At 62.9% G+C, this 13,309-nt stretch carries 21 protein-coding genes; all 21 read left to right on the plus strand.

Translation table 11 applies throughout. The features are described from left to right. Positions 1-102: 102 nt before the first annotated feature. On the plus strand, positions 103-924 hold the full coding sequence (locus ACCQ06_RS19890; RefSeq protein WP_316688845.1) for a GPO family capsid scaffolding protein: 822 nt from the start codon (positions 103-105) through the stop codon (positions 922-924). A gap of 51 nt (positions 925-975) precedes the next feature. Beyond that, on the plus strand, positions 976-1,989 hold the full coding sequence (locus ACCQ06_RS19895) for a phage major capsid protein, P2 family (protein WP_316688846.1): 1,014 nt from the start codon (positions 976-978) through the stop codon (positions 1,987-1,989). A gap of 3 nt (positions 1,990-1,992) precedes the next feature. Then, positions 1,993-2,712 carry a phage terminase small subunit gene (gene gpM / locus ACCQ06_RS19900; protein ID WP_316688847.1) on the plus strand — a complete coding sequence of 240 codons (720 nt, stop codon included), beginning with the start codon at positions 1,993-1,995 and terminating at the stop codon, positions 2,710-2,712. Between the two features lie 98 nt (positions 2,713-2,810). After that, positions 2,811-3,278 carry a head completion/stabilization protein gene (locus tag ACCQ06_RS19905; RefSeq protein WP_316688848.1) on the plus strand — a complete coding sequence of 156 codons (468 nt, stop codon included), beginning with the start codon at positions 2,811-2,813 and terminating at the stop codon, positions 3,276-3,278. Further along, positions 3,278-3,487, plus strand: a complete 210-nt coding sequence (locus ACCQ06_RS19910; protein WP_104617432.1) for a tail protein X — start codon at positions 3,278-3,280, stop codon at positions 3,485-3,487. The genes ACCQ06_RS19905 and ACCQ06_RS19910 overlap by 1 nt, the downstream gene beginning before the upstream one ends. Before the next feature lie 4 nt (positions 3,488-3,491). Next, positions 3,492-3,848 carry a phage holin family protein gene (locus ACCQ06_RS19915; RefSeq protein WP_039410542.1) on the plus strand — a complete coding sequence of 119 codons (357 nt, stop codon included), beginning with the start codon at positions 3,492-3,494 and terminating at the stop codon, positions 3,846-3,848. Then, a complete protein-coding gene (locus ACCQ06_RS19920; RefSeq protein ID WP_055821119.1) occupies positions 3,841-4,116 on the plus strand; it encodes a phage holin family protein in 276 nt (91 codons plus the stop codon). Before ACCQ06_RS19915 ends, ACCQ06_RS19920 begins: the two co-directional genes overlap by 8 nt. Next, positions 4,116-4,754 carry a glycoside hydrolase family 19 protein gene (locus tag ACCQ06_RS19925; RefSeq protein ID WP_316688849.1) on the plus strand — a complete coding sequence of 213 codons (639 nt, stop codon included), beginning with the start codon at positions 4,116-4,118 and terminating at the stop codon, positions 4,752-4,754. The genes ACCQ06_RS19920 and ACCQ06_RS19925 overlap by 1 nt, the downstream gene beginning before the upstream one ends. After that, positions 4,754-5,242 (plus strand): hypothetical protein, encoded by a 489-nt coding sequence (locus ACCQ06_RS19930; protein ID WP_316688850.1) that lies wholly within the window; start codon positions 4,754-4,756, stop codon positions 5,240-5,242. Before ACCQ06_RS19925 ends, ACCQ06_RS19930 begins: the two co-directional genes overlap by 1 nt. Then, positions 5,239-5,658, plus strand: a complete 420-nt coding sequence (locus ACCQ06_RS19935; RefSeq protein ID WP_316688852.1) for a phage tail protein — start codon at positions 5,239-5,241, stop codon at positions 5,656-5,658. The genes ACCQ06_RS19930 and ACCQ06_RS19935 overlap by 4 nt, the downstream gene beginning before the upstream one ends. Next, positions 5,646-6,092 (plus strand): phage virion morphogenesis protein, encoded by a 447-nt coding sequence (locus ACCQ06_RS19940; protein WP_316688854.1) that lies wholly within the window; start codon positions 5,646-5,648, stop codon positions 6,090-6,092. The genes ACCQ06_RS19935 and ACCQ06_RS19940 overlap by 13 nt, the downstream gene beginning before the upstream one ends. 255 nt (positions 6,093-6,347) lie before the next feature. Continuing rightward, on the plus strand, positions 6,348-6,638 hold the full coding sequence (locus ACCQ06_RS19945; RefSeq protein ID WP_316688856.1) for a hypothetical protein: 291 nt from the start codon (positions 6,348-6,350) through the stop codon (positions 6,636-6,638). Between the two features lie 72 nt (positions 6,639-6,710). Further along, positions 6,711-6,953 carry a hypothetical protein gene (locus tag ACCQ06_RS19950; RefSeq protein WP_316688858.1) on the plus strand — a complete coding sequence of 81 codons (243 nt, stop codon included), beginning with the start codon at positions 6,711-6,713 and terminating at the stop codon, positions 6,951-6,953. A 77-nt stretch (positions 6,954-7,030) separates the two neighbouring features. Beyond that, complete coding sequence (locus tag ACCQ06_RS19955) at positions 7,031-7,645, plus strand: UCP028583 family protein (RefSeq protein WP_316688859.1); 615 nt, start codon at positions 7,031-7,033, stop codon at positions 7,643-7,645. A gap of 92 nt (positions 7,646-7,737) precedes the next feature. Next, positions 7,738-8,655, plus strand: coding sequence for a GIY-YIG nuclease family protein (locus ACCQ06_RS19960; RefSeq protein WP_316688860.1), 918 nt, complete (start codon positions 7,738-7,740; stop codon positions 8,653-8,655). Between the two features lie 132 nt (positions 8,656-8,787). Continuing rightward, the gene (locus tag ACCQ06_RS19965) at positions 8,788-9,678 is read left to right on the plus strand and encodes a baseplate assembly protein (RefSeq protein WP_316692703.1); all 891 of its coding nucleotides are present in this window, start codon (positions 8,788-8,790) and stop codon (positions 9,676-9,678) included. Then, positions 9,671-10,216: a phage tail protein I gene (locus ACCQ06_RS19970; protein ID WP_316688862.1), complete on the plus strand. Its 546-nt coding sequence runs from the start codon at positions 9,671-9,673 to the stop codon at positions 10,214-10,216. The genes ACCQ06_RS19965 and ACCQ06_RS19970 overlap by 8 nt, the downstream gene beginning before the upstream one ends. A gap of 9 nt (positions 10,217-10,225) precedes the next feature. Continuing rightward, positions 10,226-11,731: a phage tail protein gene (locus ACCQ06_RS19975; protein WP_316688863.1), complete on the plus strand. Its 1,506-nt coding sequence runs from the start codon at positions 10,226-10,228 to the stop codon at positions 11,729-11,731. Between the two features lie 8 nt (positions 11,732-11,739). Next, a complete protein-coding gene (locus tag ACCQ06_RS19980) occupies positions 11,740-12,318 on the plus strand; it encodes a phage tail protein (protein WP_316688864.1) in 579 nt (192 codons plus the stop codon). Positions 12,319-12,378: 60 nt separating this feature from the next. Continuing rightward, complete coding sequence (locus tag ACCQ06_RS19985) at positions 12,379-12,942, plus strand: phage baseplate assembly protein V (protein WP_316688865.1); 564 nt, start codon at positions 12,379-12,381, stop codon at positions 12,940-12,942. Continuing rightward, positions 12,939-13,298 (plus strand): GPW/gp25 family protein, encoded by a 360-nt coding sequence (locus ACCQ06_RS19990; RefSeq protein ID WP_316688866.1) that lies wholly within the window; start codon positions 12,939-12,941, stop codon positions 13,296-13,298. The genes ACCQ06_RS19985 and ACCQ06_RS19990 overlap by 4 nt, the downstream gene beginning before the upstream one ends. The last annotated feature ends 11 nt before the right edge of the window (positions 13,299-13,309 follow it).

The raw sequence follows: 13,309 nt of genomic DNA on the forward strand, positions 1-13,309 counted from the left end.
ACGTAATCGCCTGGTTTACACGGCGTTTTCGTTGCTGCGCTGTGCGCCGCGTTTGACCATGCATCCATCGCATCGCAAACGCATCCAGCGCAGAGGACACCCATGTCGGGCAAGACCAAGAAGTTCCGTTCCAACTGGTTCCGCGTGGCCGTCGAAGGCGCCACCACCGATGGCCGCACGATTCAGCGCAGCTGGATCGACGACATGGCCGCCACCTACAACCGCGAGACCTACAGCGCCCGCATCTGGATCGAGCACATGCGCAGCCTGCTGCCGGACTCGCCGTTCCGCGCCTATGGCGATGTCACCGCCGTCAAGGCTGAAGAAGTGGAGATCGATGGCACCAAGCGCCTGGCGCTGTTCGCCCAGATCGAGCCGACCACCGACCTGATCACGATCAACAAAGCCAAGCAGAAGCTCTACACCAGCATCGAGGTGCAGGAAAAGTTCGCCAACACCGGCAAGGCCTATCTGGTTGGCCTGGCGGTGACCGATTCACCGGCCAGCCTGGGCACCTCGATGCTTACCTTCGCCAGCCAACACCCTGACGCCAATCCGCTGGCCGATCGCAAGCAGTCGCCGGGCAACCTGTTCACCGTTGCCGAGGAAACCGCGCTGGAATTCAGCGAGGTCAGCGAAGGCCCGGTCGCCAGTCTGCTCAGCCGGATCCGCACCGCGCTCAAGAGCGAAGACGCCACCAGCATCACTGCCGAGCAGTTCGCAGACCTCGGCGAAGGCATCGAACAGATCGCCGAGCACGTGCGCGGCCAAGACGAGCGTTTCAACCGCCTGCAGGGCGAGCACACACAGCTGGCAAACGACCTGGCACAGCTGCGCGAGTCGCTGTCGCAGCAGCCGGATCCGGCACAGCCCGCACGCCCGGTCGTCACCGGCAGCGGCGCTGCCGTGCTGACCGACTGCTGATCCCACACCACCCAACGCACACGCCGCCAGCGCACCACCTTCGGAGCCACCATGCAAAACGCCACCCGCCTGCAGTTCAACCAGTTCGCCGAGCAGATCGCCAAGCTCAATGGCATCACCAACCCGTCCCACTCCTTCACCGTCGATCCGACCGTGCAGCAGAAGCTGGAAACACGCATGCAGGAATCGAGCGAGTTCCTGTCCAAGATCAACATCATCCCGGTGGACGAATTGTCCGGGCAGAAGGTGGGCATCGGCGTCACCGGCAGCATCGCGAGCCGCACCGATACCGGCGCCGGCAAGACCCGCACCCCGCGCAACGTGGCCGCGCTCGACAAGAACGAATACCTCGCCAAGAAGACCGACTTCGACACCGCCATCCCGTATGCGCTACTCGATGCCTGGGCCAAATTCCCCGACTTCCAGGCGCGCCTGCGCGATGCCATCGTCAAGCGCCAGGCGCTGGACCGTCTGCAGATCGGATTCAACGGTACGCACGCCGCTGCCGACACCGACCGCGCCGCGTTCCCGCTGCTGGAGGACGTCAACATCGGCTGGCTGCAGCAGTACCGCACCAACGCTGCCCAGCGTGTGTTGGCGAGCGGCAAGGCGGCCGGCAAGGTCGTGATCGGCGGCGCCGGTGCCGACTACGGCAACCTCGACGCGCTGGTGTATGACGTCGTGAGCAACCTGCTGGACCCGTGGCACCGCAAGGATCCGAGCCTGGTGGTGGTGCTGGGCCGCGACCTGATGCACGACAAGTATTTCCCGATGGTCAACAAGGACCAGCCGGCCAGCGAGAAGATCGCCACCGACTTGATCTTGAGCCAGCGCCGCGTCGGCGGCCTGCAGGTGGCCGAGGTGCCGTACCTGCCGGACGGCGCGCTGATGGTGACCTCGCTGGCGAACCTGTCGATCTACTACCAGACCGGCGGCCGTCGCCGTTACATCCAGGAAGTGCCCGCGCGCGATCGCATCGAGAACTACGAGTCCTCCAACGATGCGTACGTGGTCGAGGACTACGGCCTCGGCTGCGTGGTCGAACACATCGAGATCGAGGCCTAAGCCATGGCTGACAGTCCCGCCAAGCGTCACCACAGCCGCGTGCTGGCCGAGTTGGAAGCCGCGCAACGTGCACCGCACCAGCTGATGGCCGGTGCCACCGCCTACGAACAGCACATGGCGCAGCTGCAGAGCGATCGCCTGCGCTTGAAGCAGATCCAGTCCGACCAGGGCAAGGCTGCGCTCAAGGTGCAACTGCTGCCGGCCTACGTGCCGTACCTGGCCGGGGTGTTGGCTGGCGGCCAGGGCGCGCAGGACGAGATCGTTACCACGTGCATGGTGTGGCGCATTGATGCCGGCGATTATGCCGGCGCGTTGGAGCTGGGCGCCTATGTGCTCAAGCACCAGCTGCAGATGCCCGACCGTTTCACCCGCACCGTGGGCTGCGTGCTGGCCGAAGAGATCGCCGAGGCAGCGTTGTCGGCGCAGAAGACCGGCCAGGTGTTCGATGCGGCCGTGCTGGCCGACACCGCTGCCCTGACCGCCGAGCAGGACATGCCCGATGAGGTGCGCGCCAAGCTCCACCTGGCACTCGCACGTGCATGCCTGGCCGGCATCACCGATGAGACGCCCGCCGACCAGGCGCAGCCCATCGTGGCCGCGGCCGTGGCGGACCTGCAGCGCGCCATCGCACTGCATGGCAGCTGCGGCGGCAAGAAGGATCTGGAGCGCGCCGAGCGTCTCCTGAAGAAGTTCAGCGCTGAGCCTGCGGGCGCCAGCGCCTAACCGAGCGTCTCCGCAACCCTCGCCGGCTCGGGGCCGATCCAAAGCAGTTGTTCGCTGCGGTGACGCCCCGACCACCGGCGATCTCTTCCGAGCCATCCATGAGCGGATTCACGGCCACCGGCACCACCAGCGCCACGCCTGATGCGATCGCCAACGCGCCGTTCTGGCCGGCGATCGCACCGGCCACTGTGCGCGCGAGCATGCGCCTGGATGGCACCGTCACCGATGCGCGTCTGCGCCACGCGATCGTCGCCGCAATGCTCGCGGTGAACGATGAGCTGGGTGCCTGGGCGCAGGCGCAGCAGGCCGCCGGCTGGGCCGCGTTGGCTGATGTTCCCAGCACCACCGTGGATGGCCTCTCGCGCCGCGTGCAGCTGTATCTGCGCGCGGTGGCATGTGCGACCGCTGTCGAGGTGGCAGAGCGCTATCGCAGCTTCGACGCCACTGACAGCGCTAACCAGCGCGCCGATGACTTGTCGCCCAGCATCACCGAGCTACGCCGCGACCAGCGCTGGGCCGTACGTGACCTGCAGAACCTGCCGCGCAGCACGGTGGAGCTCATCTGATGCGCGTGCATGCCCAACAAGGCGACACCGTCGACCTGCTGTGCTGGCGCCACCTGGGCAGCACGGCCGGCCTGGTCGAGCGCACCTATCTCCTCAATCCCGGCCTGGCCGAACTGGGCGCCGTGCTACCGCATGGCACGCCGGTGGAGTTGCCCGAGGTAACCACCACCACGGCGGCGATGACGCCGCTTGTGCAGCTATGGGACTGACCTGATGACCGAACCCACCTCCGTATCGAGCGGCTTTTTGATCGCCACCGGTGTGGGCCTTGCCTCGGTGCTGCCTGGCATCGACGGCGATGCGCTGATCGGCGCCTTCGCGGGTGGCGCGCTGTTCGTGGTGTCCGCCGCCAAGCAACCGCTGTTGGCGCGATTGATCTATTTCCCGGTGAGCGTGATTGCCGGTTACCAGCTGGCGCCGGAGCTGCTGCGCTGGCTGCCCATCAAGTCCAGCGGCGTGGCCGCCTTTGCGAGCGCGGCATGCGCCATCACCGTCACGCTGGGCCTGATCGAAAAGAGCAAGTCGCTCGACTTTTCCTTCCTACGTCGTGGAGGTCCGCCCAGTGCATAGCCTGGTCACCGTCCTGACGTTGATGGCCTCGCTCGCCATCTGCGTCCGCCTGCTCACCTATCACCGTCCCGCCGATGCCCGGCATCGACGTGGCGCGGGCTGGTGCGCCTGGTTGCTGATCGCCAGCACCGGCGGCCAGGCGCTGCACATCTTGCTTGCGGGCGCCGGCTCGCAGGTCAGTCCCTGGCACCTGGGCACGTTGACCGTGCTGGCAGTGCTCACCTACCGCGCCCAGGGCAATGTGGCGCGCATCCTGAAGGTCGATTGATGTTCACCGATACCCAGCTCGCCTCGATCATGCAGTGCTCGCCACAGCGCGCCCAGCGCTGGCATGGCCCATTGCTCACCGCCGCCAATCGGTTTGGCATCACTACCAAGCGCCGCGCCGCGCACTGGCTCGGCCAGGTCGGCCACGAGAGCCTGAGCTTGTCGCGCATGGAAGAAGGCTTGCACTACACCACCAGCGCCCGCTTGCTGGAGGTGTTTGGTGCACGCATCACCCCAGCACAAGCGCCCAAGTTCCTGCGCAATGCGGTGGGCCTGGCCAACTTCGTCTACGCCGATCGCCTGGGCAACGGCAACGAAGCCAGCGGCGATGGCTATCGCCACCGGGGCCGTGGGCCGATGCAACACACCTTCCGGGGCAACTACCGCCGCATCGGCGTGCTGATCGGCCTGCCGGTGGAAGAGCAGCCGGATCTGCTGCTGCAGGTCGAACCGAGCGCACTGGGCGCGGCTGCGTACTGGCAGGACAACGGCCTCAACGTGCTGGCCGATGCGGGCGATGTGCTCGGCCTGGGCCGCAAGATCAACCTGGGCAACGTGCGCGCCAAGCGCTTGCCGGAAGGCCACAGCGATCGCGTCACCCGCACGCAGCGCGCCCTGCAGATACTGGGCGTCAGCTGATGGTCACGCGCCTGATCATTTTGCTGGCGCTGATTGCAGTGCTCGTCGGTGGCTGCGTGTGGCAGGAGCACCGCGTCAGTGCCGCCCAGCAAGACCGCGATACCGCGCTGCAGGCCAAGCGCCAGGCCGAGGCGGAACGCGACAGCGCCAAAGGCTCCACCACCATCGTCACCCAGTACGTCGACCGCGTGCAGATCGTGCGCGAGGCCGGAGCCACCATCACCCGCGAGATACCGATTTATGTCACCCAGAAAGCAGACGCTGCTTGCGCTATCCCTGCTGGCTTTGTGCGGCTGCACGACGCCGCCGCCTCGGGCGACCCTCCCGGGCCGCCCACCGGAGATCCTGATGCGCCGGCCACCGGCATTACGCTCTCTGGCATTGCCGGTACCGTCGCCGACAACTACACCCGCTGCCACGCCACCGCCACGCAGCTGAGCGCGCTGCAGGACTGGATCGACCTGCATCTGCCGGCGGCACCACCGTGATCAAGCCCGCCAGCCTGCGCGCGCATCTGGTCGCGGCCCTGCCGGATCTGGCCCGCGATGCCGACCGGCTGCTGGTGTTTATCGACGCCGGCAGCCTGGTCAGCACGTTCCAGCCGGGGCTATCGTTCGAGTACCAGTACACGCTCAACCTGATCGTGACCGACTACGCCGGCCACCCCGACAGCGTGATGCTGCCGCTGCTGGAGTGGGTACAGGCCAACCAGTCCGAGCTCCTGTCCAATCCGGCGCGGCGCGGCGACATCGCCTTCGAGGCCGACATCCTCGCCAACGATGCGGTGGATCTGTCGATCAAGCTGCCGCTGACCGAACGCGTGGTCGTGACCGCAAAGGATGGCGGCGGCTATGACATGACCCATGCGCCCGAGCCGCAGATCGATCCCACATGGATGAGCTGACCGCACTGGAGACCTGGGCCGCGCCGCTACTGGCGCGCCTGCAGGAAGCCGAGCGGCGCAAGCTGGCACGCAAGATCGGCACCGCGTTGCGACGCTCGCAGAGCCAGCGCATCGGCAAGCAACAGGCGCCCGATGGCACACCGTATGCGCCGCGCAAGGAACAACTGCGGGACAAGGCGGGCAGAGTCAAACGCAAGAAGATGTTTGCAAAGCTGCGGCAGGCCAAGTACTTCAAGGTCAGCGCCAGCCCTAACCAGGTGAGCGTGGGATTCGTGGGGCGCGTGTCGCGCATTGCGCGCGTGCATCAAGACGGTTTGACCGAGCGGGTGCGGCCTGGCGGTCCGATGGCACGTTACGAGAAGCGCGTGCTGGTGGGCCTTTCCGCAGAAGATCGGCGGCTCATCCGCGATCAACTCTTGAATCACATTGGCTAGAACTGGGTTGTCGAGCCCGCTTAGAAAAAGCCCCGACCTTGCCCAGCCGTTGAGGGCGTCCGAACAGAATGGTAGGGTGGATCACAGAGCTAACCCGGAAACAGGATGTAGATGGATAAAGGATATCCCTAGAAGATACTGCAATAAATTTCGGGTTATATATCGAAATTAATTTCTATTTTGACCTCGAATTCCCATCTAACTCGAAGCGCCTGACATGTAAATCACCACCAAGCCATCAAAAAGGATTAATAAATGGCAACGCAACCGAAAGTAAAGTCCCCAAAAATAAAAGCAGCCGATTTCGAAGATAAGGTATGGGCAATTGAAGGTGTTCGCATAGTCCTCCGAGTTGACCAAAATACTCTTGTAGAAGATTACAGCTACAAAAAGGCCGCGGATGAAAGCTGGCGAATTAAAGAACTTATTGATAAACGCATCGAAAAATGCGTTGGCGCCACGCCAATTGTAGTTGTCCAAGGTGACGGCGAAGAGCCTCATGGTCGCGTCATTCTACGCACGCTCAGAACTGGCTATAAACCCTGACACGGCAGTCAATCCAAACGATATCTGAGGACGGCTTGCCTCTTACTTTAGAAATAACATCAAGGATTTTCGATGGTTGACCCCGACACTTTCGATGATAGTCAGAAACAACTACTTTCCCTTATTGTTGATGACTTGAATGGCCCGACATCAGTTGGAGCTCTGCTACGCATAATGGAGAATGTCATCTACTCTCTCAAGCCAGATTTCGATCTAGACAACTTCAGCAATGAACCGGGAATTAAGTCGGATATTGAGATATGCATGGCCGCGCTTAGTTACATGAAAGTTAAGCAGATCACCTCCGAAAATTGAGTTCCAATAATTCATTCAAGCCGACGCCGATTTGCGGTGCGGCTTGATTCATGTGTTGGCTATCTAGAAGGATGCACATGTATTGTCGAGGCGAAGACACAAGACGGGATATCGTCAAAAATTATGAGTTACATCCTCTTGCACATGTACATTTACTGGCGGGGCAAATCAAGAAAAGCTGTACCGGAGACGAACTCACCAAGGCCTACTACTGCTTTTACTACAAGGCTCGCCAAGGCTCCGACACTGGAACCATTACTTGCGGCGAACATGCAGCGGACCATTTCCTGCAACTTATCGGCCATGCAGGGCTGCCTTTATTCAATCCGTTGGTCTCCCACGGCGGAACCGGAGGCACAAGCACCAACGGAACACCCCAGGGACTACAAAAAAAATGGGACGTTGCCGCCAAGCAGCTGCACGACTCAATTAATCTTCTGGTTGTGTGCTGGTCATCCCCGCCAGGCCCAGCCCTTTTTGACATCAAAAGTAAGCTAGAAAAGTTCTCGGATAGGCCTCCGCTGCCCAGCCAGGTAAAAGCTATCAACACGATCATAGGTAAGGATGTAAAGAAAAGAACTCTGTCCCAGATGGTTAGCGAGCTTGCCAAACAAAATTCCCTGAAGCCTTACAGCTTCAGCCAACTTGATGCGATTCTTGCAACCGAGGGAGTGAAGTCTAATTTTACGTAGTCGCCACTGTGGTGGCTCATCGATCAAATGATTGTCGCGGTTAACTCACGGGGCATTCGTAACGGCAGCTCATGGATAGAAGGTGCAACTGCATGGCCGAACAGTACTTGTATCTGCTTCTAAATAGAGAAGCGACCGCTTTCAAGATTGGCGTGGCATTTCAGCCGCTGACCCGGGGGGCGCAGCTTCCCCAATCCATCGACTCGGAGAAGAGCCTTCAAATACCGATGAGTGGCGGGTCGGCCATCAAGGTCGAAAAAATATTGCACTACCTTTTTCAAAGCCACTCCTTCGAGATGCCCCGCGGCGATGGCTATACAGAGTGGTTTGCGGTGGACGCGCTCGGCGATGTCCTTAAATTTCTGGACGAACAACGAGATCGCCTTGGGATTGGCGTACCGGAACCAATTCCGCCGAAGGTCTATGAGCCACGACAGCCAAAGCCCCAGGACTTGGATCTGCTAGAACGCCGCAGGATGCGAAAAGAGGCGCAAGAGCAACGCTATTTCACGCAGAGAGAAGCGGCAACGGTGAACAACCTCAAGGCAATCGAGAGCTTGACGCTGTTGACAGAGGAATGGAGTAGGCAATCAGCAGTGATCGGCACCTTGATCGGCGACGCCTACAACACCTCAACCGCCCATGTATATCTGAAAGACGCCACCGACGAGCTCTTGGACGGAATTCGCTCACTCATGCCAAGCAGCCTGGTCATTTGCAGCCCCAAGTCATCAGGCAGCTTTAGTATATTCAGTAGCACGTACCATGACCCAGCCGTGGGCACGGAGGTGGCCATGCCAGCTAGCCTATTGGTGCCAGACCAAAGAACAGACGAGGATGTTCCCGGAATAGGCCAACTCAGGACCGTCTTAAACAGACATCTGTCACCAGCAACTGGTGAGAAGAAAATTTCATTACTTCGCCTCAAAAGGCAGTTGGATGACAGCCGCCAACGCTTTCACGAAGAATTCTGGACGCACTGGCGGGAGAACTCCGGCGGGATCTTTTAATCTGTCTGGCGCAAAGCGGCCAGTGATCTTTACAGGCATCCGACGCTGTAGCGGGAAGTAGCACAGCGCACTTGAATTGGCTTGACGTCTGAAACCGCCGAACGTGGTCGGGAACTCCTTCCGCTGTCGGCAATGGCTTCCTTCACTGCTGTAGACCTGTCCAAACTTGAAGCACCAGCTCTGATCGAAGAGCTGGACTTTGAGACGATCTTCGCCGAAGCGCTTGCTCAATTCCGTAGGCTGCTGCCACAGTTCTCCGCACTCACCGAGGCGGATCCGGTCTACAAGCTCCTGCAGCTATTTGCAGCACGCGAGCTGCTGATCCGCCAGCGCGCCAACGACAAGGCACAGCAGACGATGCTGGCCTTCGCCACCGGCAGCAACCTCGATCACCTGGGCGCCCTGTTCGGTGTCACGCGCCTGGTGCTCGATCCGGGGCAGCCCGAGAACGGCATTGCACCGACTTTAGAGTCGGACGTGGACTTCCGCCGCCGCATCCAACTGGCGCCCGAAGGCTTCAGCGTCGCCGGCCCCGAGGGCGCCTACATCTATCACGCACTCAGCGCGTCGGCGGATGTCATGGACGCCAGCGCCACCAGCCCCGCGCCTGGGCAAGTGCTGGTCACCGTGCAATCACGCACCGGCGATGGCACCGCGCCGCAGGCACTGCTCGACGAGGTGGCCGCCGTCCTGACGGATGCCGACGTGCGCCCTTTGACCGACGAGGTAGCTGTCCAGAGCGCCGAGATCGTCCTGTACGCCATTCGTGGGCGCGTCTACACCTACGCTGGCCCCGACTCGGCGGTGGTCATGCGCGAGGCGATGCGCAGCCTGCTGACCTATCTTGCTGAGGCACACCGCATCGGCCGCGACGTCCCCGAGTCAGCCATCAAGGCCAAGTTATTTGTCGATGGCGTGCAGCGTGTTGAGCTGGACTCGCCTGCCGCTGACATCCGGATCAGCCGCACGCAGGCCGCTTACTGCATCGCGATCGACATCGTGCACGCCGGCATCGATGAGTAACTCCCCGCTGCCGCCCAACGCCACGCCGATGGAGCGCGCCCTGGCCGCCGTCACCGCTCGCCTGGAAGCGATCCCGTTGCCGTACCCGGATCTGTGGAATCCGGACACGTGCCCGGCCGGTCATCTGCCGTGGCTAGCCTGGACGCTGTCAGTGGACGACTGGAAGGCCGACTGGAGCGATGCGGTCAAGCGCTCGCGCCTGCGCAGCGCGATGGCAATTCAGCGCCGCAAGGGCACCGCCAACAGTGTGCGGATGGTGGTCGAGTCGTTCGGCGGCGCGGTGGCCATCCGCGAGTGGTGGCAGACCGAGCCGCGCGGTGAGCCGCATACCTTCGAGCTGGCGCTAACGCTGACCGGTGCCGATGGGCAAAGCGCCAGCGCCCGGTTCGTTGAGGAAGTCATCGCCGAGGTCGAACGCACCAAGCCCGTGCGCTCGCATTTCACGTTTACCCAAGGATTCCAGGCCGAGGCACGACTCAACATCGTTGCGCGCGGCAGAACCACCTTGTTCCTGCGCCTGCAGGGCGAGGCGAGCTAGAGAGCACAGATGCCAGGACTCAAACTCAAGATCACCACCGCCGGTCGCCAGGCGCTGGTGAACCTCAAACAGACAGGCACCCAAGCGGTCACCATCGCCGCTGTCGGCCTGACCAGCGCTGCGTTCGATGCCAATGCCGCACTCACCGCGCTACCGTCCGAGATCAAGCGCCTGACCACCGTCGGCGGTACGGTCACCGCCAAGGACGCGATGCACGTGTCGGTGCGCGACGAATCCAACGCGGTCTACAGCTGTTATGGATTCGGCCTGTACCTGGCCGATGGCACGCTGTTCGCCGCCTACGGCCAGCCCGCCTTGCTGGTGGAAAAATCCGGCGCCGCATCCGTGCTGCTGGCAATCGACGTTGTGCTGGCTGACGTGGACACCGCGCAAATCACCTTCGGCGATACCAACTTCACCGATCCAGCAGCGACGGTCGATGTGCCGGGTGTGGTGCGTCTATCCACCGATGCGCAAGCCATCGCTGGTGTGGACAAAGACCGGGCGCTATCGCCGGCCAACTTGCTTGCCGCATTCGATGAGCGCCTGGGAGAGTCAGGACCCACCGAATTCATCAAGCAACTGCTGTCGCGTGCCAATGCTGCGGCCGCACGCAATGTGCTGGGTATTCGCACCGCTGCACTGAGCGACACCGGTCACGGCAATGGTCTGGACGCAGACACCCTGGATGGACGCCAGGGCGACTGGTATCGCGACTTCCGTAACATGCTCAATGTCCCGCAGTCGTTCATGCTTCCAGGGCAGATCGTGGTGATGGCGACGCTTTACCCGCCCAGCGGCTTGCTGCTGTGTGATGGCGCAGCAGTCTCGCGCACGAAATACGCAGCGCTCTTCGCTGCCATCGGCACCGTCTATGGCGCCGGCGATGGCAGCACCACCTTCAACCTGCCACTGATGCGCGAAGGCACCACCGTCACGCACACCAACTCCGCGCAGTTCGTGGGCGTCCACAGCACTGGGCAGGTGCTGAGCCACACGCACGGTGCCAGCTCGGCCGCTGTGGGCGACCATGCGCACTACACCGCACTCGGTGCAGCCGGCATCCACGCACACGGCGCCAGCGTCAATCCAGGCGGCGACCACGTACACGGTGCCTGGACCGATACGCAGGGCCACCACGGTCACAGCGGCAGCACCAGCGCCTCGGGCGACCACCAGCACCCCGGCGTCATTCCATCCGGTTCGATCAATGGCTACGGCGTGTATCGAGAACGCGACAACGATGCGGCCCCCTCGGACGGATGGACGGGCGCAGGCGGCAACCATGCCCATAGTTTCGGCACCGATGGCGCAGGCAACCATACCCACAACATCGGCATGAACGGTGTCGGTAACCACACCCACGGGATCGGCATCGCTGAGGGCGGCAATCACGTGCACGCGGTGGACCACCGTGGCGCAGGCGCCCACGCACACACCATCACCGTCAACGCAGCAGGCGGCGCAGATAACCTGCCCGCTGGCCTGCGTATGAGCTATTGCATCGCCTACTGAGACCGACCATGACCAATCCTCTCCCGCGCACCAGCACTGCCTTCGCCTTTGATCCCGCCACCGGTGAATACACCGGCCCGGTGACGGTTTACCTGTCCGAGTTGGAAGGCCGCTATCCACTGCCGCCCAACACCGTTGCGATCGCACCCGCGCCGCCTGCAGGGCTGTATCAACGCCACCGCCTGTCCCCGCTCTCGGGGACGTGGGAGCTGGTGGCCGACTATCGCGGGGTGATGCTCTACAGCACCGAGACCGCCGCCCCGATCGCCAACACGCTTGCCTTGGGCGATGCACTGCCGCAGGGTTACACCACCTCGCAGCCGATCGCCTTTCTGCCCAGTGATCACCGGCGCAATGTCTGGGACGAGGCACGCGCGAGTTGGCGTGCGGATCCGGACTACAGCGCCGCGCTGGTCTGGGAGAAGGCTACCGGTGCGATCGCGCCACGCCTGTCCGCCGGCATCGTGTTGCCCGGGCAACTGACCACCGTCGCGCCGCCGATGACGGTCGACGGCACGCTAGTCTGGGACGAAGATGTACAGGCGTGGTCGGTGCAGCCACAGGCGCCCGAGACGGCCGCTGTGTAGCCCTGCGCTTTACGCATCAACTGCGGTGCGTCATCGCGTGCAGCCATCGACCATGGCTGCATGGGCAACGCATCCTCCGCACTGAGTAACGCCATTCGCCTCGGCACCGTTTCCGAGGTAGATCTGCGGATTGCACGGTGCCGCGTGCAGGTCGGCGAGATGCTGACCGACTATCTACCCTGGGTGGTCACCCTGGCCGGCACCACCATCATCTGGTCGGCGCCGGCAATCGGCGAACAGGTCGTGGTGCTATCGCCGGCCGGCGACCTGGCCGATGGCCTGGTGCTCCGTGGCCTGTACTCAGATCAATTTGCAGCGCCGGCAGCGTCTGACACGTTGCACGTGCTGCGCTTTGCCGATGGTGCGCAGATCCACTACGACACCGAGGCGCATGCGCTGCAGGCCACGTTGCCCAGCGGCGGCACCGCGACCATTACCGCCGATGGCGGCATCACGCTCAACGGCCCGCTGACGGTCAACGGCGCTACGCAGATCAATGGCGACGTCGGCATCACCGGCACCGCCACCGTCGACACCGACGTGGTGGGCGGCGGGATCAGCCTCAAGCACCACAAGACCACCGACGTCACCGCCGGCAGCGCGCTCAGTGGCCCACCGCAATGATCGGCGTCGATGCCATCACCGGCCGTGTGATCGAGGGCGAACAGCACCTGGCCCAGTCGATCGTCTGCATTCTCACCACGCCCATCGGCACACGTGAGCAGCGCCGCGACTTCGGCTCGCTGCTGCCGGAGCTGATCGACCAGCCATTCAACGGCGCCACCCGCACGCTGCTCTACGGCGCCACGGCCACCGCATTGATGCGCTGGGAGCCGCGCCTGCGGCTGACCCGCGTCGGCCTGGTCGTCGGCGATGCGCCCGGCAGCTTTGTGCTGACCATCGAGGGCCAGCGCACTGACGTTGCCCCAGCCAATGCGCGCTCGCGCCTGACCATCCCGCTCCGCTTCCGCTCGTCCTGATCGAGGAACCT

Source organism: Xanthomonas sp. NCPPB 4467 (genome assembly GCF_041475665.2).
Taxonomy (GTDB): Bacteria; Pseudomonadota; Gammaproteobacteria; order Xanthomonadales; family Xanthomonadaceae; genus Xanthomonas; species Xanthomonas dyei.

Coding starts and splice junctions, on each gene's coding strand:
- ACCQ06_RS19990 (WP_316688866.1), top strand. CDS start 12,939: ATGATCGGCGTCGATGCCATCACCGGCCGTGTGATCGAGGGCGAACAG.
- ACCQ06_RS19940 (WP_316688854.1), top strand. CDS start 5,646: ATGGATGAGCTGACCGCACTGGAGACCTGGGCCGCGCCGCTACTGGCG.
- ACCQ06_RS19910 (WP_104617432.1), top strand. CDS start 3,278: ATGCGCGTGCATGCCCAACAAGGCGACACCGTCGACCTGCTGTGCTGG.
- ACCQ06_RS19915 (WP_039410542.1), top strand. CDS start 3,492: ATGACCGAACCCACCTCCGTATCGAGCGGCTTTTTGATCGCCACCGGT.
- ACCQ06_RS19980 (WP_316688864.1), top strand. CDS start 11,740: ATGACCAATCCTCTCCCGCGCACCAGCACTGCCTTCGCCTTTGATCCC.
- ACCQ06_RS19890 (WP_316688845.1), top strand. CDS start 103: ATGTCGGGCAAGACCAAGAAGTTCCGTTCCAACTGGTTCCGCGTGGCC.
- ACCQ06_RS19965 (WP_316692703.1), top strand. CDS start 8,788: ATGGCTTCCTTCACTGCTGTAGACCTGTCCAAACTTGAAGCACCAGCT.
- ACCQ06_RS19960 (WP_316688860.1), top strand. CDS start 7,738: ATGGCCGAACAGTACTTGTATCTGCTTCTAAATAGAGAAGCGACCGCT.
- ACCQ06_RS19895 (WP_316688846.1), top strand. CDS start 976: ATGCAAAACGCCACCCGCCTGCAGTTCAACCAGTTCGCCGAGCAGATC.
- gpM (WP_316688847.1), top strand. CDS start 1,993: ATGGCTGACAGTCCCGCCAAGCGTCACCACAGCCGCGTGCTGGCCGAG.
- ACCQ06_RS19985 (WP_316688865.1), top strand. CDS start 12,379: ATGGGCAACGCATCCTCCGCACTGAGTAACGCCATTCGCCTCGGCACC.
- ACCQ06_RS19930 (WP_316688850.1), top strand. CDS start 4,754: ATGGTCACGCGCCTGATCATTTTGCTGGCGCTGATTGCAGTGCTCGTC.
- ACCQ06_RS19945 (WP_316688856.1), top strand. CDS start 6,348: ATGGCAACGCAACCGAAAGTAAAGTCCCCAAAAATAAAAGCAGCCGAT.
- ACCQ06_RS19905 (WP_316688848.1), top strand. CDS start 2,811: ATGAGCGGATTCACGGCCACCGGCACCACCAGCGCCACGCCTGATGCG.
- ACCQ06_RS19975 (WP_316688863.1), top strand. CDS start 10,226: ATGCCAGGACTCAAACTCAAGATCACCACCGCCGGTCGCCAGGCGCTG.
- ACCQ06_RS19950 (WP_316688858.1), top strand. CDS start 6,711: ATGGTTGACCCCGACACTTTCGATGATAGTCAGAAACAACTACTTTCC.
- ACCQ06_RS19955 (WP_316688859.1), top strand. CDS start 7,031: ATGTATTGTCGAGGCGAAGACACAAGACGGGATATCGTCAAAAATTAT.
- ACCQ06_RS19970 (WP_316688862.1), top strand. CDS start 9,671: ATGAGTAACTCCCCGCTGCCGCCCAACGCCACGCCGATGGAGCGCGCC.
- ACCQ06_RS19925 (WP_316688849.1), top strand. CDS start 4,116: ATGTTCACCGATACCCAGCTCGCCTCGATCATGCAGTGCTCGCCACAG.